General features: G+C 58.5%; 19 protein-coding genes. 18 read left to right on the forward strand and 1 reads right to left on the reverse strand.

Annotated features, from left to right (window positions below; all coding sequences use genetic code 11):
* The first annotated feature begins 4 nt into the window (after window positions 1-4).
* The 18 genes from gmk to whiA all read left to right on the forward strand — a co-directional run bounded on the left by gmk (window position 5) and on the right by whiA (window position 18,836).
* Window positions 5-574, forward strand: coding sequence for a guanylate kinase (gene gmk, locus I6I12_RS06330; protein WP_023021478.1), 570 nt, complete (start codon window positions 5-7; stop codon window positions 572-574).
* Window positions 575-614: 40 nt separating this feature from the next.
* Entirely contained in the window at window positions 615-917 is a 303-nt protein-coding gene (gene rpoZ, locus I6I12_RS06335; RefSeq protein ID WP_005324891.1) for a DNA-directed RNA polymerase subunit omega, read from the forward strand.
* 130 nt (window positions 918-1,047) lie between these two features.
* Window positions 1,048-2,295 carry a bifunctional phosphopantothenoylcysteine decarboxylase/phosphopantothenate--cysteine ligase CoaBC gene (gene coaBC, locus I6I12_RS06340; protein WP_200287469.1) on the forward strand — a complete coding sequence of 416 codons (1,248 nt, stop codon included), beginning with the start codon at window positions 1,048-1,050 and terminating at the stop codon, window positions 2,293-2,295.
* A gap of 109 nt (window positions 2,296-2,404) precedes the next feature.
* On the forward strand, window positions 2,405-3,637 hold the full coding sequence (gene metK / locus I6I12_RS06345; protein WP_023021480.1) for a methionine adenosyltransferase: 1,233 nt from the start codon (window positions 2,405-2,407) through the stop codon (window positions 3,635-3,637).
* Window positions 3,638-3,648: 11 nt separating this feature from the next.
* On the forward strand, window positions 3,649-5,691 hold the full coding sequence (locus I6I12_RS06350; RefSeq protein WP_200287471.1) for a primosomal protein N': 2,043 nt from the start codon (window positions 3,649-3,651) through the stop codon (window positions 5,689-5,691).
* A gap of 98 nt (window positions 5,692-5,789) precedes the next feature.
* Window positions 5,790-6,302, forward strand: a complete 513-nt coding sequence (def, locus tag I6I12_RS06355; protein ID WP_023021482.1) for a peptide deformylase — start codon at window positions 5,790-5,792, stop codon at window positions 6,300-6,302.
* Between the two features lie 76 nt (window positions 6,303-6,378).
* The gene (gene fmt, locus I6I12_RS06360; protein ID WP_023021483.1) at window positions 6,379-7,329 is read left to right on the forward strand and encodes a methionyl-tRNA formyltransferase; all 951 of its coding nucleotides are present in this window, start codon (window positions 6,379-6,381) and stop codon (window positions 7,327-7,329) included.
* Window positions 7,326-8,879 carry an RsmB/NOP family class I SAM-dependent RNA methyltransferase gene (locus tag I6I12_RS06365; RefSeq protein WP_023021484.1) on the forward strand — a complete coding sequence of 518 codons (1,554 nt, stop codon included), beginning with the start codon at window positions 7,326-7,328 and terminating at the stop codon, window positions 8,877-8,879. The genes fmt and I6I12_RS06365 overlap by 4 nt, the downstream gene beginning before the upstream one ends.
* A 19-nt stretch (window positions 8,880-8,898) precedes the next feature.
* On the forward strand, window positions 8,899-9,567 hold the full coding sequence (rpe, locus tag I6I12_RS06370) for a ribulose-phosphate 3-epimerase (protein WP_034655367.1): 669 nt from the start codon (window positions 8,899-8,901) through the stop codon (window positions 9,565-9,567).
* Between the two features lie 50 nt (window positions 9,568-9,617).
* Window positions 9,618-10,589, forward strand: a complete 972-nt coding sequence (gene ribD, locus I6I12_RS06375; RefSeq protein WP_282438334.1) for a bifunctional diaminohydroxyphosphoribosylaminopyrimidine deaminase/5-amino-6-(5-phosphoribosylamino)uracil reductase RibD — start codon at window positions 9,618-9,620, stop codon at window positions 10,587-10,589.
* A 35-nt stretch (window positions 10,590-10,624) separates the two neighbouring features.
* Window positions 10,625-11,239: a riboflavin synthase gene (locus tag I6I12_RS06380; RefSeq protein ID WP_200287473.1), complete on the forward strand. Its 615-nt coding sequence runs from the start codon at window positions 10,625-10,627 to the stop codon at window positions 11,237-11,239.
* A gap of 11 nt (window positions 11,240-11,250) precedes the next feature.
* A complete protein-coding gene (locus I6I12_RS06385; protein WP_200287475.1) occupies window positions 11,251-12,513 on the forward strand; it encodes a bifunctional 3,4-dihydroxy-2-butanone-4-phosphate synthase/GTP cyclohydrolase II in 1,263 nt (420 codons plus the stop codon).
* 40 nt (window positions 12,514-12,553) lie between these two features.
* Window positions 12,554-13,033, forward strand: coding sequence for a 6,7-dimethyl-8-ribityllumazine synthase (gene ribH, locus I6I12_RS06390; RefSeq protein WP_200287477.1), 480 nt, complete (start codon window positions 12,554-12,556; stop codon window positions 13,031-13,033).
* A gap of 73 nt (window positions 13,034-13,106) precedes the next feature.
* A complete protein-coding gene (locus tag I6I12_RS06395; protein ID WP_023021490.1) occupies window positions 13,107-13,655 on the forward strand; it encodes a PH domain-containing protein in 549 nt (182 codons plus the stop codon).
* 3 nt (window positions 13,656-13,658) lie between these two features.
* Window positions 13,659-15,734, forward strand: coding sequence for an excinuclease ABC subunit UvrC (uvrC, locus tag I6I12_RS06400; protein ID WP_200287479.1), 2,076 nt, complete (start codon window positions 13,659-13,661; stop codon window positions 15,732-15,734).
* 40 nt (window positions 15,735-15,774) lie between these two features.
* Entirely contained in the window at window positions 15,775-16,656 is an 882-nt protein-coding gene (rapZ, locus tag I6I12_RS06405; protein ID WP_200289037.1) for an RNase adapter RapZ, read from the forward strand.
* A gap of 23 nt (window positions 16,657-16,679) precedes the next feature.
* The gene (locus tag I6I12_RS06410) at window positions 16,680-17,675 is read left to right on the forward strand and encodes a gluconeogenesis factor YvcK family protein (protein ID WP_200287481.1); all 996 of its coding nucleotides are present in this window, start codon (window positions 16,680-16,682) and stop codon (window positions 17,673-17,675) included.
* A 171-nt stretch (window positions 17,676-17,846) separates the two neighbouring features.
* Window positions 17,847-18,836 (forward strand): DNA-binding protein WhiA, encoded by a 990-nt coding sequence (whiA, locus tag I6I12_RS06415; protein WP_023021494.1) that lies wholly within the window; start codon window positions 17,847-17,849, stop codon window positions 18,834-18,836.
* Window positions 18,837-18,966: 130 nt separating this feature from the next.
* Here the strand turns inward: whiA and I6I12_RS06420 are convergent, their stop codons facing one another.
* On the reverse strand, window positions 18,967-20,613 hold the full coding sequence (locus I6I12_RS06420) for an L-lactate permease (RefSeq protein WP_200287483.1): 1,647 nt from the start codon (window positions 20,611-20,613) through the stop codon (window positions 18,967-18,969).
* Window positions 20,614-20,780 lie beyond the last annotated feature (167 nt).

Consider the following 20,780-nt stretch of genomic DNA (forward strand, 5'->3'; position numbering starts at 1 on the left):
AACCATGGCTGACGCAACTGCACGCGGTCGCCTCGTCGTTCTGGCGGGGCCATCCGCAGTGGGAAAATCCACCGTGGTTTCGCGTCTGCGCAGTGACGTCGAGGGGCTGTACTTTAGCGTGTCGATGACTACGCGCCAGCCCCGTCCCGGGGAGCAGGATGGTGTCGACTACTTCTTCGTCACCCCAGAAGCCTTCCAGCAGCGAATCGACGCCGGGGAAATGCTCGAATGGGCTGATATTCACGGTGGATTGCAGCGCTCTGGAACCCCTGCTCAGCCGGTAGAGGAAGCTTTGGCCGCAGGACGCCCAGTGCTCGTTGAGGTTGATCTTGCGGGCGCTAGGAGTGTTAAGAAAGCACTGCCGGAGGCAGACTTGGTCTTTTTGGCACCCCCATCATGGGACGTGCTTGTGGAGCGGCTCACCGGCCGCGGTACCGAGCCGCAAGACGTCATTGACCGTAGGTTGCAAACTGCGCATGAGGAACTAGCCGCACAGGATGAGTTCGACCACGTCGTTGTTAACGAGGATTTGGACCAGGCAGTGGCTGCCATCAGTGATATCCTGCAGGCATAGACCTCCTTTTTGACCATCTTCAATCAATGTAAAGGTGCATGTGACTAACGTGACCACCCCTTCTAACACTGAAGCCGCAAAGGCGGAGCCAGTATTTGATGATCCGATCGGCATTACTGATCCCCCGATCGATGAGCTTTTGGACAAGGTTTCCTCTAAGTACGCTTTGGTCATCTTCGCTGCTAAGCGCGCCCGCCAGATCAATAGCTACTACCAAGAGCAGGATGAAGGTGTCTTCGAATTCGTAGGCCCACTGGTTACTCCAGAGCCAGGCGAAAAGCCTTTGTCCATCGCATTGCGCGAAATTGACGCTGGCTTGCTGGACCACGAGGAAGGCAAGTAGCTAGCGCACAAGCGTGCAATAGCTTGTAGGCTCCACGCGTCGCCACGGACGTGTATCCCCGGCTAGGGGTGCACCTTCCCGGGGCGGCGAGTGGGGCCTTTCTTTGTGCCGCCAGGTACCATCGTGCGGTGTGATTGAAAAAGATAGCTCTCGCAATATTGTTGTAGGCGTTGCTGGCGGCATCGCCGCCTACAAAGCGTGCCACCTTGTGCGCAATCTCAAGGAGGCGGGCGATGATGTGCGCGTTGTCCCTACGGAAAGCGCACTAAACTTTGTTGGCGCTGCAACGTTTGAAGCCCTGTCCGGCCACCCGGTTTCCACCAGCGTTTTTGAGGCTGTGGATGAGGTGCAGCACGTTAACATCGGGCAGCGGGCGGATGCTGTGGTAATTGCGCCCGCAACTGCGGATCTAATCGCGCGACTGGCCGCCGGTCGGGCTGATGATCTACTTACGGCGACCGTGTTGGTGGCGACGTGCCCGGTCATCATTGCTCCGGCCATGCATACAGAGATGTGGCACAATCCCGCCACGCAAGACAACGTCGCTACTTTGCGGCGGCGCGGTATTACGGTTATTGAGCCCGCCCATGGCCGTTTGACCGGCAAGGACTCAGGTCCTGGTCGCCTTCCGGAGCCGGAGCAGATTGCTGAGGTAGTGCGCACCGAATTGGCTGGTTACCGGGTTGAACATACCTGGCAAGACAAAAGGGTAGTCATATCAGCGGGAGGCACCCAGGAAGAACTGGACCCAGTGCGGTACTTGGGTAATCGATCTTCTGGTAGGCAGGGATTCGCGCTCGCGGAATGGGCCGCCCAGAAGGGGGCTCAGGTCACCCTTGTGGCTGGGAATACTGCGCAGCTGCCTGTCCCCAGCGGTACGAAGGTGCGCCACATTGTTTCCACCCGGGAACTGGAGGAAGCGATGCACGAAGAGGCCCGTGATGCGGACGTGATCATTATGGCTGCCGCAGTTTCTGATTTCCGCCCCGCGGAGGCAGCTGAGTCAAAGATGAAGAAGGGGCAAGCAGACGACGCACTCTCGGCCCTACATTTGGTAGAAAACCCGGATGTCCTCAAAGGGCTTGTGGCCGCACGAGAGCGCTCGGAGATTCCGGCGGAGTGTGTGATTGTGGGGTTTGCCGCCGAAACGGGTGACGCCCACAAGTCTGCCTTGGAATATGCCCAAGAAAAGTTTGTTCGCAAAGGCTGCGATGTGCTTATGGCCAATGAGGTCGGTAGGGCCAAGACCTTTGGCCAAAAGTCGAATGAGGGATGGATTTTGCGGCCAGATTCCGCGCCGCAACGGGTGGAACATGGCTCGAAACAAGTAGTCGCCGCACAGATTTTGGCGGCTGTGAATGAAATGTTTCGGGTGTAGACAGCTAAAATTGCATTTATAGACCGCTTGGTCTAGGATTGCGAGGTATTAGGCTTGGGCGTAGAAAACCCACAGCATCGAATCAACAGTGAGAACGAAGGAAGTTTTTGTGACTGATAACGCTGCAGTGGCAACTCGTCTTTTTACCAGCGAGTCCGTTACGGAAGGCCATCCCGATAAGATTTGTGACGCCATCTCGGACGCCATCCTCGATGCCCTGCTGGAAAAGGATCCCGTATCCCGCGTCGCCGTTGAGACGTTGGTTACCACCGGTCAGGTTCACGTGGTGGGAGAGGTACGCACCGAGGCATATGTAGAAATCCCGGCGCTCGTGCGCGATACCCTAAAGTCCATTGGCTTTACCTCCTCTGAGGTGGGATTTGATGGCAATACCTGCGGTGTCAATATTGCCATCGGTGAGCAGTCCCAGGAGATCGGCGCCGGCGTAGATAACTCCACCGAAGCCCGCGCCCATGACGAGGACTATGACGAGGAAAATGACACCGCTGGTGCAGGTGATCAGGGCTTGATGTTCGGCTATGCCTCCAATGAGACCGCCGAGTATATGCCCCTGCCTATCGCCTTGGCACACCGGCTTTCTCGCCGCCTGACGCAGGTGCGCAAGGAGGGCATCGTGGATCACCTGCGTCCGGATGGCAAGACCCAGGTGACCTTCGCCTATACCGATGACAATGAGCCTTCCCACCTAGATACCGTGGTGATTTCTACTCAGCACGATACTGAGGTTGATAGCGCTTGGCTGGAGGGCCCATTGCGCAGCGAGGTCCTTGAATGGGTCATTAAGGACGCGGGCTTGGAGAAGTACTACACCGAAGACACGACGTTGTTGGTCAACCCTTCAGGGTCTTTCATTCTCGGTGGACCCATGGGTGATGCCGGTCTTACCGGCCGGAAGATCATCGTCGATACCTACGGTGGTATGGCTCGTCACGGCGGTGGCGCCTTCTCCGGTAAGGACCCCAGCAAGGTAGACCGCTCCGCTGCTTATGCAATGCGCTGGGTGGCTAAGAATATCGTCGCCGCTGGTTTGGCGGATCGCGCCGAAGTTCAGGTTGCCTACGCAATTGGTCGTGCTAAGCCGGTGGGCTTGTACGTGGAGACGTTCGGCACTGCTAAGGAAGGCCTGAGCGATGCGAATATTCAGGCTGCGGTAAATCAGGTATTCGACCTGCGTCCAGCCGCGATTATCCGCGAACTCGACCTGCTACGGCCCATTTATGCCCAGACTGCGGCTTATGGTCACTTTGGCCGTACCGATGTTGAGCTGCCATGGGAACAGTTGAACCGAGTAGAAGCACTGCGCGCGGCCGCCGGTCTGTAGAATCGGGGCTTATGCCTAAGAAAACACCCGCCACCCGGAAACCGGTTGTGCGGGTGTTGCCTCTTTTAGGGGTCGCGCACCTTGACCGGGGTTTTGATTACCTTGTAGAAGAGGCAGATTCGGAGGACGTTCAGCCGGGCATTAAGGTCCGCATCCGCTTTAATGGACGCTTGGTTGATGCGATAGTGCTAGAGCGGCTGCATGATTCTGAATTTGGCGGTAACCTGCGCTTTATCGAGCGCATCATCTCACCGTTCCAGGTGTATCCGCCGCAGCTTGCCCGGCTTATCGACGCCCTAGCGGACCGCTATGGCGGAGTGCGCTCAGATATTATCCGCTCTGCTATTCCACCTAGGCACGCCAAGGCGGAGGAATCCGATTTGGAAACCCCGTGGGAGGAGCTCGGTACCACGAGCGAGCCTGACCTTTCGGGGTGGTCTGCTTATGAGCATGGTGAGGCTTTCGTTGATTCAATCCTGTCTGGCAAGCTCGCCCGTGCCGCATGGCAAATCGCCCCGGGCGATGATTGGGCGCATGCCTTAGCTGCGCTCGCGGCCAAGGTGGCGTTAGACGGAGGCGGGGTGCTCTTAGTTGCCCCGGACCAGAAGAGCGTTGATGCGGTAGAAGCCGCCCTTCGCCAGGTATTAGGGGCGAAGCAGATTACAGTGCTGACTAATAGTATGGGCCCGCAGGCCCGCTACCGCCGCTACCTATCAGCCCTGGTAGGCCAGGCGCGCGTCGTAATTGGTACTAGGTCCGCCGCCTTCGCCCCAGTAAAACATCTACAGCTGGCGGTTATCCTCGATGATGGCAACGATAATTTGGTAGATAACCTCAAACCTTATGTCCATGCCAGGGAAGTGCTAACCACCCGTTCTGCTTTTGAAGGTTGCAGCATGGTCTTGGCAAACCATTCGCGGACTGCGGAAACGCAGCTCCTCGTGGAGTCAGGCTGGGCGCACGATGTGGTCGCCAAAGAACAAACGATCGGGGCGCGTTGCCCAGCCATTGAGGCGGTAGGCCCATTCGGTCTATCGATTGCTCGCGATTTAGAAGGCGGCACCACTTCAGTTCAGGCACAGGCCTTCCAAGCCGCCCATCAGGCGCTGGATAGGGGAGAGCCGGTATTGGTGCAAGTACCGCGCAAGGGATACGCACCAATTTTGGCCTGCGGCCGATGCCGCGCGCCGGCGCGCTGCCGGCACTGCAACGGGCCATTGGGGCTGCCGCCGACGGGGGCGTCGCCAAGCAAGGGCGGCGCGGAGGAGACAGGAATGCCCACCTGCCGCTGGTGCGGTCGCATCGAGGCGCGCCATCGCTGCAGTGAATGCGGATCCCCGCGCCTGCGCGCCATCGTTTTAGGCTCAGAGCGCACCGCGGAGGAATTGGGCCGTGCCTTTCCTAATACCCGGGTAGTGGTCTCTGGCGGAAATAAGATCCTCGAGGCAGTGGATAATGCGCCGGCCCTTGTCATCGCCACCCCTGGCGCCGAACCGAATGTACGAGATGGCGCCTACGGTGCGGCGCTGCTCTTGGACGCTGGTGCATTGCTCAACCGCCAAGATCTGCGTGCTACTGAAGACACGTTATCGAAGTGGGCGCAGGCGGCCACGCTAGTGCAGCCGCATTTCAAGGGCGGCCGGGTAATTGTGGCTGCCGATGAGTCTCTTAGCGTGGTTCAGCATTTCTTGCGCTGGGATATGGTTGGCGCGGCCGCAGCCGAGCTTGCTGCCCGACGAGAAGTAAGATTCCCACCTGCGGTGCACTTTGCCGCCATTGATGGTGCGGATGCGTCCCTGGATGGCTTTGCTGAGCTTGTGGATCTTCCTGAGCATGCGGAGGTTTTGGGCCCAGTTCCTCTTCCCCCGGGCCATAGCCTGCCCGGCGACTACGATAGCCAGCGCTTTGGTCCCGCGCAGCGGCTGGTGATCCGCACCCCACTGGGGCCTCGTTCCCAATTAGGGCGCGCCTTGCGCAGTGCAAACGCGGCGCGTAGCGCGCGCAAGGATGACTTGCCACTGCGTATCGTGGTTGATCCTATCCACGTGGGTTAGCCGTATCGGGTGGCTAGGGCTTATGCGCTAGTCTCGACGGGGAAACCCTCCATTGTCAGTCCGGCTTTATTTCGGCGCATCAGAAAGGTGTGATTGCCATGTCTCTTCGCGGAATCCGTATCTACGGCGACCCTGTCCTGGGCAGTCGCGCAGAAGAAGTAAGCACGTTCGATCGCGGACTGCGCATTTTGGCCAACGGTATGCTCGAGACCATGGACGAAGCTGGGGGAGTAGGGCTGGCGGCCAATCAAGTGGGCATACTCAAACGGATTTTTGTCTATGACTGCTCGCATACCCAATCTGGCTTGCGTGGCGCGATTGTTAATCCCGTCTGGACGCCGTTGGGCGCGCAGCAGCAAATAGGCCCGGAAGGATGTCTTTCTATTCCCGGCATTAGCGCGCAAACCACCCGCTTCAACCGCGTCTTTGTCAGCGGTCAGGATATAGAGGGCCGCCCCTTATCCATGGTGGCTGCGGGGCTGATGGCTCGGTGCATCCAGCATGAAACAGACCATCTCGATGGAGTGCTTTTCCTGCAGCGCCTCGATGCCGTGGACCGAAAAGACGTTATGCGCGCCATCCGTGAATCCGAGTGGTTTAACGCCTCATAGCCCGCTTACTGTGGCGGCAGCGCTACGGCGTTGTAGCCTAGTAGTTTGAACGAGATTAATAGGAGAGTTTCCCCGCATGCGGATTATTTTTGCCGGTACCCCTGAGCCCGCTGTTGTGGCCTTGGAAAAGCTAATTGCCTCCTCGCATGAGGTGGTGGCGGTAATTACCCGCCCAGATGCTAGGAAGGGCCGCGGCCGTAGCCTTCACCCCAGCCCGGTGAAAGCAGTAGCCCAAGAACATGGCATCGAAGTGCTAACTCCTAGCAGCTTGCGTCCAGACACGGAGGACGGGCAGGCCCTGCGTGCCCGCCTGCGGGAGCTCGAACCCGAGGCAATTCCGGTGGTGGCTTATGGCAATCTGGTCACCAAGGACCTGCTGGAGCTGCCGCAGCATGGTTGGGTGAACCTGCATTTTTCCCTGCTCCCGGCATGGCGTGGCGCGGCACCGGTACAAGCTGCCATAGCTGCCGGTGATGAGATTACCGGCGCATCTACGTTCCGCATTGAAGAAGGCCTAGATACCGGTCCGGTGCTGGGCACCGTGACGGAGGAAATCCGCACCACCGATACTGCCGATGACCTGCTCACTCGCCTTGCCTATTCCGGCGGCGATCTGCTCGTCGCCACCATGGATGGCCTAGCGGCGGGTCAGTTGGAGGCACAACCGCAGCAGGGCGAGGCCACCTATGCCCCGAAAATCTCTACCGCACAAGCTCGCGTGGAGTGGTCCCAGCCTGCCTTTGCCATCGACCGGCATATTCGTGCGCACACCCCAGGTCCTGGCGCATGGACCATGTGGGACGAGGCCCGGGTAAAAGTGGGACCAGTAAGCCCCGTGGAGGCAGCAGCCGCGGTACCGGAGCACTTAGAGCCTGGGCAGCTCTACATTGCAAAGAACGCCGTTTTTGTTGGTACCGCAACGCAGCCGGTCCAGCTGGGTAAAATCCAGCCACCAGGCAAGAAAATGATGAATGCGGCCGACTGGGCCCGCGGACTAGGCAAGGATGCCGAGGTGAAGTTCCAATGAGTGGTGGTTTCCGTTCCCGTAGTAAATCTGGTGATAAGTCGCCGGAAGGCAAGCCGCAGGACCCCCGGAAATCCGGTGGAGCGAAAGGCCGTGGTGGCCGCCCGCACCAGCAGCAACATGGTGGACGTAACGGCCACCGCAGAGGTCGACAGGCTCATGCTTCTGGTCAGCGTTCCGGCAAGCGCCAGGAAGGCAGTCTGATTCAGGCTGCACTGACCGCTGGTGTGGACGCGCCGCGTGCGGTGGCTTTCGACGTCGTGCGTCGGGTGAGCGATGACGATGCCTTTGCCAACCTCATCTTGCCCACAGCACTGCGTAAGCAAAAGCTCACCGGGCGAGACGCCGCCTTTGCCACCGAGATCACCTACGGCACCCTCCGCACCCTCGGCGTAGTAGATGCCGTCATCGCAGAATGCTCCTCGCGCAGCCTCGAAGCCATTTCTCCAGCTGTGGTTGATGCCTTGCGCTTGGGCGCGTATCAGGTTCTCTATACCCGCGTGGAGGCCCATGCGGCGGTTGATACCACCGTGCGCTTGGTGGAAGCCAGCGGTGAGGTCAAGGCCAAGGGTTTTGCCAATGGCATTATGCGCACCATTACCCGCACGTCGGCCAAGGCGTGGCTGGACAAGCTTGCCCCGGAGGGAGAAATCGCCGGCATTGCCTTCAAACATGCCCATCCCACCTGGATCGCGGAATCGTTTAGTCGTGTGCTGGGGCTGGGCGAGCTAGAGGCCGCCCTGGCTGCGGACTCCGATAGGCCTGCGGTGCATCTGGTGGCCCGTCCCGGGGAAATCTCGGCCGAAGAATTAGCACTTGTGACCGGCAATGAGGAAGGGCGCTTTTCCCCCTACGCCGTGTATATGGAGTCCGGCGATCCCGGCCAATTGGAGCCGGTACGTCAGGGTTTGGCTGCAGTCCAAGATGAAGGCTCGCAGCTTATCGCCCGCGCGGTATGTGAAGCGCCGGTGGAGGGCGAAGACACTGGTCGGTGGCTGGATCTCTGCGCCGGTCCCGGCGGTAAAGCGGCCTTAATGGGTGCGCTTGCCCGCATCGACTCCGCGCACGTGGACGCGGTGGAGGTATCCCCGCACCGTGCGGCTCTGATTGAAAAAACGGTAAGTGATTTACCTGTGGACGTTCATGTGGCAGATGGACGCAATCCGGGCGTGGGTCAGGGGTTTGACCGAGTGCTTGTCGATGCCCCGTGTTCCGGACTCGGCGCACTCCGTCGCCGCCCCGAGGCGCGGTGGCGCAAGTCTGAGTCCGACATTGCCGAGCTTACTCAGCTGCAATTTGAGCTTTTATCCTCGGCCTTAAACCTGGTGCGCCCAGGCGGTGTGGTCATTTATTCCACGTGTTCGCCAGACTTGCGCGAGACTCGTGGCATCGTCGACCGCGCCGTACGCGAGCTCGGTGCCACAGAGCTAGACGCACATGGGCTCATTCCTGATATGGGCGATGTGGGGCACGAAAAATCCGTGCAAATGTGGCCACATCGGCACGGTACCGATGCTATGTTCTTTGCGGCTCTGCGCCGCGCTGCTGACTAATCGCGATAGACTAGTGGGCATGTCCGCACCGATTATTTCCCCTTCCATCTTGGCCGCTGATTTTTCTCGCTTGGGCGAGGAATTAGCGGCGATTGAAACCGCAGACTGGGTCCATGTGGACATTATGGACGGGCACTTCGTGCCCAACCTGTCCTTCGGCCCGGATATCACGGCAACGGTCCATCGGCTTACCAATAAACCATTGGATGTCCACCTCATGATCGAGGAACCCGAGCAATGGGTGGAGACCTATGCCAAGGCGGGTGCGCATACCATTATCTTCCACGTGGAGGCTGTCGCCGATGAGCAGGCGGCGGTGGATGTGGCGCAGAGCATTCGAGAACTAGGGGTGCGTGCTGCCTTTTCCATTAAGCCGGGTACGGCTATCGAACCGTGGCTGGATAAATTGCATCACTTTGATGAGGTGCTCGTGATGTCCGTGGAGCCTGGTTTTGGCGGGCAGAAATTCATGCCAGAGATGCTGGAAAAGGTCCGGGTGCTGCGCCAAAGCATTGATGAGCAGGGGCTCGACACCGTCATCGAGATTGATGGCGGAATTTCGCCAGACACCATCGCCCAAGCCGCCGCGGCTGGGTGCGATGCTTTTGTAGCTGGCTCGGCCGTATTCAAGGCAGAAGATCCCGCCGGGATCGTACATCAGCTGCGTGAATTGGCGGCTGGTGCCTAGTGGGCGCGGAGCTAGAGGAGAGTACCCTTTCCGCAGCGCTGTCTCGGGCAATGGCCGCGGGAGCTGAGGTGCGTGGAACCACGAGCCCCAACCCGCCAGTGGGCGCGGTCATCGTGTCCACTGCCGGTGACATCGTGGGCGTCGGTGCTACGCAGCCCGTGGGAGGCGCGCATGCCGAGGTCATGGCGTTGCGCGAGGCTGGCGATAGGGCGCGAGGAGCCACCGCCGTGGTCACCTTGGAGCCGTGTGCGCATACCGGTCGCACGGGTCCGTGCGCACAGGCGTTTATCGATGCCGGCGTGGCTCGCGTGTACTACCTTCATGCAGACCCCACTCCGCAGGCCGCCGGTGGAGCGCGCGTGTTGGCGGAGGCTGGGGTGGACGTCGCCAAGCTGGAAAAGCCCCCGCACGCCGATGATGCGCTCGTGCCTTGGCTCTTTGCCATGAAAGCACGCAGGCCGCACGTAACCTTAAAGTTCGCCCAGACGCTGGATGGCTTTACTGCCGCAGCGGATGGGTCAAGCCAGTGGATTACGGGCGAAGCGGCGCGCGATTGGGTGCATGCAGATAGGGCTCACCGCGACGCCATCATCGTCGGCACCGGCACTGCGCTTGCTGATAACCCGTCACTTACCGCGCGGTTTAGCGACGGCAGTTTGCGGGAACACCAGCCGCGCCGCGTGATTATTGGCAAGCGTGATTTGGAATCGGCCGGTGATGCGGCCAGCAACCTGCGCGAGTTGGGGTACGAGCACTACGACAGCATCGAGGAAGCGTTATACGAGCTCTACGCCAGCGGGGCACGCGACGTCCTTGTAGAAGGCGGCGCCGGACTCGCCAGTAGCTTCCTCAAGGCCGACTTGGTCGATGCTATCTCTGCCTATATTGCGCCCCTGTTGCTGGGGGAAGGCCGTGGCGTGCTCGCCCATCCCATGTCCCAGACTCTGGCGGGGGCCACCCGATTCCAGCGCGTGGGAATGAAGGCGCTGGGTGATGACGTTCTAATTGAATACGTGCGCTAGACGCGCGGATTAGCAGATAACGAGAAAGGCTGGATGTGTTTACTGGGCTAGTACAAGAGTTGGGCACCGTAGCCGGTATGGAACCGCACGCGGACGCCTTGCGCTTGAGCATTCGCGCCCCGCGCACCGTCGCGGAGGCTGCACTGGGGGATTCCATTGCTATCAACGGCGTATGCCTCACCGTGGCGGATTTATCTGGAGATATATTTTGCGCAGATGTGATGCAGGAGTCCCTCGACCGGACAGCTCTGGGCCGCCTAGCTGAGGGCGATTCGGTCAATGTGGAACCGGCATTGCTGCCTACCACCCGGCTAGGCGGTCACATCATGCAAGGACACGTGGATGGCACCGCGACGCTGCAGAGCCGGACTACCTCCGAGAACTGGGATATCCTCCGGTTTAGCTTGCCCGCCGAGCTTGCCCGGTACGTCGTAGAAAAAGGCTCAATTGCCGTTAGTGGCACCTCGCTGACTATTAGCGGCGTGGGGCCGGACTGGTTCGAGGTATCCCTTATCCCCACCACTTTGCGGGATACCATTCACGGTGCATTGCCAGTGGGAGGAGAAGTCAACCTCGAGGTGGATGTGCTGGCCAAGTACGTAGAAAAGATGCTTCACCCCGAAGCGCTAACCCCTGAGGGCAAGGACTAGACTGCTACCTTATGAGCGCGAGTGATAATTGTATCCGTCTTGATTCCATTGAGCAGGCCATAGCGGATATCGCCGCTGGTAAGCCGGTAGTTGTTATCGATGACGAGGATCGCGAAAATGAAGGCGACCTGATTTTCGCCGCTGAGCTAGCCACCCCGGAACTGGTGGCCTTTATGGTGCGCTACTCTTCTGGATATATCTGCGCACCATTGTTGCCAGAAGATTGTAACCGCCTGAATCTACCGCCGATGTTGGCGGTCAACGAGGATGTGCGCGGCACCGCCTATACGGTGACGGTGGACGCAGCTACGGGTAGTACCGGTATTTCTGCGACCTCGCGGGCAGAAACTATTCGCCGGCTAGCAAACCCTGATACCACGCCGGGAGAATTCACCCGCCCGGGTCACGTGGTGCCGTTGTGCGCGCGCCCTGGTGGTGTTCTAGAGCGTGATGGCCATACGGAGGCTTCCATTGACCTTGCCCGATTGGCGGGCCTGCGACCGGCCGGTGTGCTGTGTGAGATCGTGTCTGAGGATGACCCCACGGACATGGCACGGTCGCCAGAGCTGCGCCGCTTCGCAGATAAGCACGGCCTGTCTATGATCTCTATTGCACAGCTCATCGAGTGGCGCCGCCATAATGAGAACCAGGTCATTCGCCAGGTAAGCACCCAGCTTCCCACCGAGTATGGTCATTTCACCGCCATTGGCTACCGTCATGAAATAGATGGACAGGAGCATGTCGCGCTGGTGGCAGGCGATCCCGCCCAGCTGCGCGGCGCGCGTGAGGTCATGGTGCGAGTCCATTCGGAATGCCTAACCGGTGATGCCTTTGGCTCGCGGCGCTGCGATTGCGGTCCGCAACTGCATGAATCCATGCGCCGTATCAGTCAGGAAGGCAGCGGCGTGGTTATCTACTTGCGCGGTCAGGAAGGCCGTGGCATTGGTCTGTTGCATAAGTTGGAGGCATACCGGCTGCAGGATGCTGGCATGGACACCGTCGATGCCAACCTAGAACAAGGCCTGCCCGAAGACGCACGCGAGTATTCCGTAGCCGGCCAGATCCTGCGTGATCTTGGAATAGAGTCCGCGAACCTACTGACTAATAACCCACATAAGGGCGAAGGCCTGAGCGGTTTTGGTGTGGATGCAAGTCATCACACCCCGCTAGCAACCCCGGCGCATGCGGATAATATTGAATATCTGCGTACGAAGCGCGACCGCATGGGCCACGATCTTCCGCAGGTTGCCCAGTGGGATGAGGCGCATAAGTAAATCTTTAGTAGCTCTGTGGAGATCACGCGAAAGGAAAGAAATGAGTAAAGAAGGCCTACCCGAAATTGCCCAGGTAGATGGCAGTGGACTGCGCGTTGCCGTGGTGACTGCGACATGGAACGCGGAGATCTGCGATCAGCTCCACGCCCAGGCGGTTCAGACCGCTACGGAAAATGGCGCCGAGGTTGCCGAGTACCGCGTAGTTGGCGCCTTGGAACTTGGCGTTGTTGTCCAGGCGGCCGCCCGCACATACGATGCAGTGGTGGCATTGGGCTGCGTTATCCGTGGGGGAACCCCGCATTTTGACTACGTCTGTGACTCGGTTACCCAGGCGCTTACCCGCATCGCGCTCGATGAATCCACCCCGGTAGCGAACGGCGTCCTTACCGTCAATGACCAGCAGCAGGCAATTGATCGCGCCGGCTTTGCAGACTCAGCAGAAAACAAGGGCGCCGAGGCAATGATGGCGGCTTTAGATACCGCCCTGCAGTTGCGTAGACTAAACGCAGCAGAAAAGTAACCTTTAGCAATGCGTCAGCGCCCCACGCTAGACCACCATGGTGGAATATGGGGCGTTCCAGAGGAGTATGCACATGAACGAGGCGCAGGCCCCAAAGAATCCGCAGCGAAGCCGGCAGCTTAGCGACGCCGAAGTATTGGCCTATACCAGTGCCGATCCCTTTGCCCAAACAACGTCTAAGCCGTGGGAGTTTAAGGCGACCTCGCCCTTTTTGCGTAAGGTGGCAATCGGCTGGGTGATCCTCGTTATGGCTATCCATATCTTCATGGGAATCACCTTGGATGTGTCTTTTACCGGCGCGCATGTCACCACCATTGACAAATTCGCCTTTCCCGGCGTGGGCCTCCTTATTTCCATTTTGTCTTGGGTTGCCCTTAACCGGCCGCGCCTGCGCGCCAATGAGGATGGGGTAGAGGTCCGCAATATTGTGGGTACCCGCTTTTATCCCTGGCAGGTGGTCTATGGGCTGTCCTTCCCCGTGGGCCAACGTATGGCGCGTCTTGAGCTTCCCGAGTTCGAGTTCGTTCCCGTCTGGGCTTTGCAGTCTGGTGATAAAGACACCGTCATCGACAACGTCCGCCGCTTCCGCGACGTGGAAGCTAAGTACATGCCACAGGATTAACAATTGGCTGACCCCACTACCTACCGCCCGGCTCCGGGAACCATTCCCACTGACCCGGGCGTCTATAAGTTCCGCGATGAAAACCGCCGCGTAATCTACGTGGGCAAAGCCAAGAATCTGCGCGCGAGACTATCGAACTATTTTCAGGACATTACTCAGCTGCACCCGCGCACACGCCAAATGGTGCTCACGGCCAATTCCGTGGAATGGACGGTAGTGGCCAGCGAGGTAGAAGCCTTGCAGTTGGAGTACACGTGGATTAAGCGCTTTGATCCCCACTTCAACGTCATGTACCGCGACGATAAAACCTATCCTATGCTCGCGGTTTCGGTCGGAGAAACAGTTCCTCGCGCCTTTTTCTACCGCGGCCCTCGCCGCAAGGGCGTGCGCTACTTCGGCCCGTATTCCCATGCTTGGGCCGTGCGCGAAAGCCTAGACCTGCTCACCCGCGTCTTCCCCATGCGCACCTGTTCGAAGGGCGTTTATAACAGGCACGAGCGCCTTGGGCGGCCGTGTTTATTGGGCTACATCGGCAAATGCGATGCCCCCTGCATCGGCAGGGTAAGCAAGGAAGAACACCGGGATACCGTCAATGAACTCGTTTCATTCATGAATGGAAACACCGGTGCAGTCCGCCGCAAACTCACCCATGACATGGAGCAGGCCGCCGAGAATCTAGAGTTCGAACGCGCCGCACGCCTACGCGATGACTTGGGCGCTATTGACAAGATCATGGAGCAACAGGCCGTGGTCTTCACCGACGGTACAGATGCCGATCTCATTGCTTTTAACTCGGATGAACTCGAAGCAGCGGTGCAGATCTTCCATGTGCGTGACGGACGCATCCGCGGGCAGCGCGGGTGGGTAGTAGAACGAGCCGGTGACCAAGCTAGCTCTGAGCCCTTGGAAGAAGGCCAGCCTGATCCCGCGCTGCCGGCATTGGTACAAAACTTCCTCATCCAGTTCTATTCGGATGCAATGGAGCGAGAGAAGCAGGAGGCGCGCGAGGACGCCGCGCTTGCTGCGGACGTAAAACGGCGCGGGGTGGACCAGGAATCGCACATGAAGTCCCGCCGTGTCCAAGTCATCCCACGCCAAATTTTGGTGCAGGCCCTGCCGGATGAACCCGATCAGGTCGTCGCCCTCTTAGAGGAACTGCGTGGCGCCCAGGTGGACCTGCGCGTTCCCCAGCGCGGCGATAAAAAGCAGCTCATGGCCACGGTGGAGAAAAACGCCAAGGAGCAGTTGCGCCAGCACAAGCTCAAGCGGGTGGGAGACCTCACCGCCCGGTCGGCGGCTTTGCAAGATATTCAAGAGGCTTTGGGCATGGAGCAAGCCCCATTGCGCATCGAATGTACCGATATCTCCCATATTCAGGGCACAGATGTGGTTGCTTCTTTGGTTGTTTTTGAAGATGGTTTGCCCAAGAAGTCGGACTATAGGCGCTACCGCATTAAAGAGGCAGCGGGCGATGGCCGCTCTGATGACGTCGGATCTATCGCAGAAGTCACTCGCCGTCGGTTTAAGCGCTATAAGGAAGACAAGCTGGCCCAACCGGATGAGGAAGTAGAAGAGTCCTCTTTCGCGGAAGAAAAAGTGGCGGAAGAATCTGCCGAGGCAGGCCGTCGCTTTGCGTATCCACCGCAGCTTTTCATTGTGGATGGCGGCGCACCCCAGGTTGCCGCAGCTCAAGAAGTATTCGATGAGTTAGGCATCGTGGATGTGACCTTGGTGGGCCTGGCTAAGCGCCTCGAAGAAATCTGGGTTCCCGGCGATGATGAGCCGGTCATTTTGCCGCGAAACTCGCAAGCTCTATTTCTCCTGCAGCAAATTCGCGATGAAGCGCACCGCTTCGCCATTACATATCACCGGCAGCAGCGCTCTAAGCGAATGCGCTCTTCAGTACTCGACTCAGTTCCGGGCCTAGGTCCGCAGCGGCGCACCGATCTGGTGAAGTATTTTGGCTCGGTGAAAAAGCTCAAGGCCGCCACGGTGGAAGAGATCTGTGAGGTTGATGGCTTTGGGCCAAAGCTTGCCCAGACCGTGTACGAGAATTTGCACGGTTCTGCGGCTAAATAAGCGGCATTCTCCTAGAAGCGGCGAATCCTAAAGCGCTAGACTGAAAGTCATGACGCATTTCGAAACTCCACCCATTTTGATAACCGGCATGTCCGGCGGCGGGTTGAGTTCCGCTGCCAAAGTATTTGAGGATAAGGGCTACTATGTGGCCCATAATATTCCGCCTCGCGCCATTGTGGATCTGCTTAAGCTGTGCAATCAGGAAGAAACTCCGGTGGGTAAGGTTGCTGCCGTAACGGATGTGCGCTCGCGCATGTTTCCAGGGTCTCTGCTAGAGATTATGGAAGAGCTCACGGAATTAAATATGAAGCCCACCGTGCTCTTTTTGGATGCTCGTGATGACGTGCTCATTCGTCGTTTTGATTCAGTACGCCGCACCCACCCGTTGCAAGAGGGCGACACACTCAAAGTAGGCATCCAACGCGAACGTCAAGCAGTAGCAGACGTGCGAGCTCATGCGGACATCATCATTGACACCACCAACCTATCCATTCATGATCTCCGCCGTGCTATTGAGGCGGCGTTTGGTGAGATGCAAAATGAAAAGCAGCATGTGACCGTTGAATCCTTTGGGTTTAAAAATGGTTCACCCCGCGATGCAGATTTGGTGGTTGATGTGCGTTTCCTACCCAATCCCTATTGGGTACCGGAGCTGCGTAGATACCGTGGCACGGATGAGCCGGTTGCTCAGTATGTGCTCTCACAGCCAGCGGCACAGGAATTCGTGGATAATTTCATAAGGATGTTTTCCACCATGCTGGATGGTTACCGGCACGAAGGGAAGAATTTCATAACTTTAGGCGTGGGCTGTACGGGTGGCCATCACCGCTCCGTTGCCGTAGCAGAGGCTATTGCGGCACGGTTGCGGGACAATGACACTTTGGACGTCAGCACCTTGCACAGGGATATTGCTCGAGGCTAGAGCGCAGGAGTTTTAACGCTTTTATGACCAATCCTTCACACATGGTCTGCCTAGGAGGCGGCCATGGACTTTATCAGACTCTTTTGTCCGCCCGATTGAGCGGAGCAGGCGACATTTCCGCCATTGTTACTGTTGCAGATGATGGTGGCTCCTCCGGCCGATTGCGCCGCGAGCTAGAAATAATCCCGCCTGGAGATCTGCGCATGGCGCTAGCTGCGTTGGCTAATAGTGATCCGGTGGGTGACCTCTGGGCGCGTACCTTGCAGCACCGTTTTAGAGGCACCGGTGCAATGGCGGGGCATGCGGTGGGCAATCTAATGATTGCAGGGTTGACCGAGGTGCTCGGTGATTACCAGGCCGCGTTAGATACCATCGCAGAGCTTACTAATTCCCAGGGCCGGGTATTCCCTGTGGTCAACCAAGCCTTAGAGATTGAGGCGGAAGTAGCCGGGCTTGACGACGACCCCCGTGTCATGCGCCAAGTCCGGGGGCAGGTCGCGGTTGCCTCCACACCGGGGCAAGTCCGGCGTGTGCGTATCGTGCCGGAAAACCCCAAAGCAAATCCGGATGTCCTCGATGCCATTGAGCGCGCGGACCTAATTACTATTGGCCCGGGTTCTTGGTTTAGTTCGGTATTGCCACATACTCTCGTGCCTGAGGTCGTGGAAGCCATTTCTGCGTCTGATGCGCTGCGCGTAGTTGTTTTAAACCTTTCCGCCGAGCCGGGCGAAACGCATGGTTTTTCCGCAGAGCGCCATTTGCATGTGCTTTCTCAGCACGCTCCGGATTTGCGCATTGATCGCATTCTGGTGGACGGGGCGGCTTTGCCTACTGATAGTGAGCGCGTGTATATCCAGCGCGCCGCCCAGTCCCTTGGTGCCCGTGCCACGTTCGCGGATGTGAGCGAAGTTGATGACAATGGCCGGAGCATCAATAAACACGATCCGGAGAAGCTGTCTGCGGCACTCCTCGACCTGTATTCGGACTATCGCAACACTGGCGATCCCAACCGGAGCTGATACATCTCGGCAAAGTCCCATCGCTCGCGTCGTTCGGGTTCGGCCGACTGCGCGGTGCCTGAGCGCGCGCGGTATGATGGCAGAAATCCTTTCACCGCACCGGGCCTTGCATAGTGGCCCTGGCCTGTGCGTATATCTTGTGACTGTGAGAAAAGAAATGGGGCGAACTAGGTGACCACACCATTGACCGACCAGGTCAAAGAAGAATTGACGGCTGTCGTTGTGCCACGCCAGTCCGCTCGCGCTGCCGAACTAGCCGCGATGCTGCGATTCGCCGGCGAGCTAGATATTTCCGGCGACAACATGGCCTATGAGTTGGAATTAGAAAGCCACGCTATTGCGCGGCGCGTGATCGCTGCACTCGATGAGCTTTATGGGATTTCCGCTGATAGTCACGTAGCGGGCCCAGCAGGAACCACGAAGAAATCCCGAGTTACGGTGCGCATTTCCACCGGGGCGAAGGAACTTACGCGCCGTCTCGGCCTTATTACCCGCTCCGGCCACGCGGTAGTGGGTTTGCCCCCGCAGGTCATTTCCGGCACCGTCGCTGATAGCGAAGCAGCGTGGCGCGGAGCCTTCCTAGCCCATGGCAGCCTCACGGAGCCGGGTCGTTCTTCTGCGCTTGAAGTTACGTGCCCGTGCCAGGAGGCGGCATTGGCCCTAGTGGGTTGCGCCCGCCGCTTGGGCATTTCTGCCAAAACCAAGGAAACTCGCGGGGAAGACCGCGTCGTCGTCCGCGATGGCGATGCCATTGGGGCACTGTTGACCCGTATGGGCGCTCAGGAGACGCGATTAAGCTGGGAAAAGAAGCGCGTCAAGCGAGAGGCGCACGATACGTCCCGGCGCTTGGACAATTTCGATGATGCAAATCTCCGTCGCTCGGCTCGTGCTGCAGTCACCGCGGCGGCCCGCGTTGACCGAGCGATGGAGATCCTTGGTGATGACGTCCCCGAGCACCTTGCTGATGCAGGACGCCTGCGCGTGCAGCACCGTGAGGCCTCGCTGGAAGAATTGGGCCGCTTGGCTGAGCCTCCCATGACTAAAGATGCGGTAGCCGGGCGTATTCGCCGCTTGCTATCTATGGCCGATAAGCGAGCGGAAGAGCTTGATATCCCCGATACTAACCAAGCGATCACCGACGACCTCTTCAAAGAGTCCTAAACGCCGCAATCACCGGCACATACACAACTCCCCGCAGCGCGGATACCTAAGCGGTAGCCGCTACTGCGGGGAGTTTCCTCTGTGATAGCTAGCTGGTGGGGAAACCAGCTAGCCGCGGAGAATTAAATGCCTAGGGAACGAGGAATCCGAGGGCGTTGGTCATCAAGAACACGATGATGCACACAACGGCCAAGAAGACCACGGAGTAGCCCACTACGTTTTTCAGGATGACAGACTCCTTGCCTTCCATCTTTACAGCGGTGGCCGCAATAGCGAGGGACTGCGGGGAGATCATCTTGCCCACAACGCCGCCTGCGGTATTAGCGGCCAGCATGAGGTCCGGGTTCACGCTGATACGCTCGGCCGCTGCTACCTGCAGGTTGGCGAAGAGGGCATTGGCGGAGGTATCGGAGCCGGTGACCGCTGTACCAATCCAGCCCAGTACCGGAGCGAAGAGTGCGAAGATGCCGCCCGCAGAAGAGACGAACTCACCAATAGCAATCGTTTGGCCGGAGTAGTTCATCGTATAAGCCAATGCCAGCACCAGAATGATGGTGAGGGCCGAGAACTTCATGCGGCTGGCGACGTCCCCAAAAGCGCTGACCGGCTGCCCGAAGCTGAGACTGTAGCGGCCATTTTCATTAAAGAAGTGGTAGACAACCGCAACGATAATGCCCGAGAGCAGCAGGAGCGTACCTGGGTTACCAAAGACATTGAAGCTGAAGCTAGTGTCCATAAGGTTGCCGTCGGCGTCGATAATCGCGTCATCCAGCAAAGGCCAAGCAAAGTGGAGCTTGAGGAAACCAAAGATGGCTGGGGCCGCAGTAGCAACAGCAAAAACAATAGTTACTACAGCGTAGGGAAGTAGCGCCATCCAAATGCGGCGACCATTCAGGTCAGTGGTCGACTCAGCGGCGGGCAGCTCGAGGCGCTCGCGCAGCTCCTTAACACCCTTAGGCTTCCACACTCGGAGGAAGGCAAAGGCACAGCCCAGGGAAACGATGCAGGCGATAACATTGGTGAGCTGGTAAGCAAAGAACGTTGCGGCCAGCCACTGTGCCAAGGCAAAGGAAACGCCAATCACTGCGGCTGCCGGCGCAGTTTCCTTGACGCCGCGGACACCGTCCAAAATAAAGGCGATCAAGAAAGGCACGACGGCGGCGATGATGAGCACCTGCAAAGAGATAAGTGCGGCAATATCATGGGTTTGTTCAGCGCTGCGTCCAGCGACCTCGCCAGCGGTGGTCACTGGGATGCCCACCGCGCCGAAAGCAACCGGGGCCGTATTAGCAATGAGCACTACGATTGCTGCGCGTAGGGGCTTTACACCGAGTGCCATAATCATGGTCGCGGTAATGGCTACGGGTGCGCCGAAGCCGGCGAGGGCCTCTAGCAAGCCGCCAAAGCAAAAGGCGATAAGAATTGCTTGGATGCGAATATCGCCATCGCCTAGAAGGTCGAAGGTTTTACGAAGGTCCTCGAAGCGTCCTGAAGCGACGGTGATTTCATAAAACCAGATTGCGGTAATGATTACCCAGACAATGGGAAGTAGTCCGAAAAGGCCGCCGCGCACGGCGGAGGACAAGGCCATATCTACCGGCATAGAAAAGCCTACGATGGCGATAAGAAGGGATACTGCGAGGGCGACGGCGCCAGAAGTGTGTGCGCGCGCTTTGACGCCGAGCAGCATGATAAAGAATGCGATGAGAGGGAGAATCGCCACCAGGGCGGTAAGCCCGAGGCTGTCACCCACAGCAGAGGTATTAATTTCGAACAAGAGACGTCCTTGGGTTCTACGGTGGTCCTGCCCGTTGAAGAATAACGAGCACCTGAAGCATTCTCACGGTGACCAACGATTGCGCTGGAACAGATGTAGTGGACTGAAACGCGAATGTGAGCCAGTGAGTATTGAAAGCATATCGTGTGATGGTCGAGGCGAAAACA

Origin of the sequence: Corynebacterium kefirresidentii, from assembly GCF_016599755.1 — a bacterium.
Lineage (GTDB): Bacteria > Actinomycetota > Actinomycetes > Mycobacteriales > Mycobacteriaceae > Corynebacterium > Corynebacterium kefirresidentii.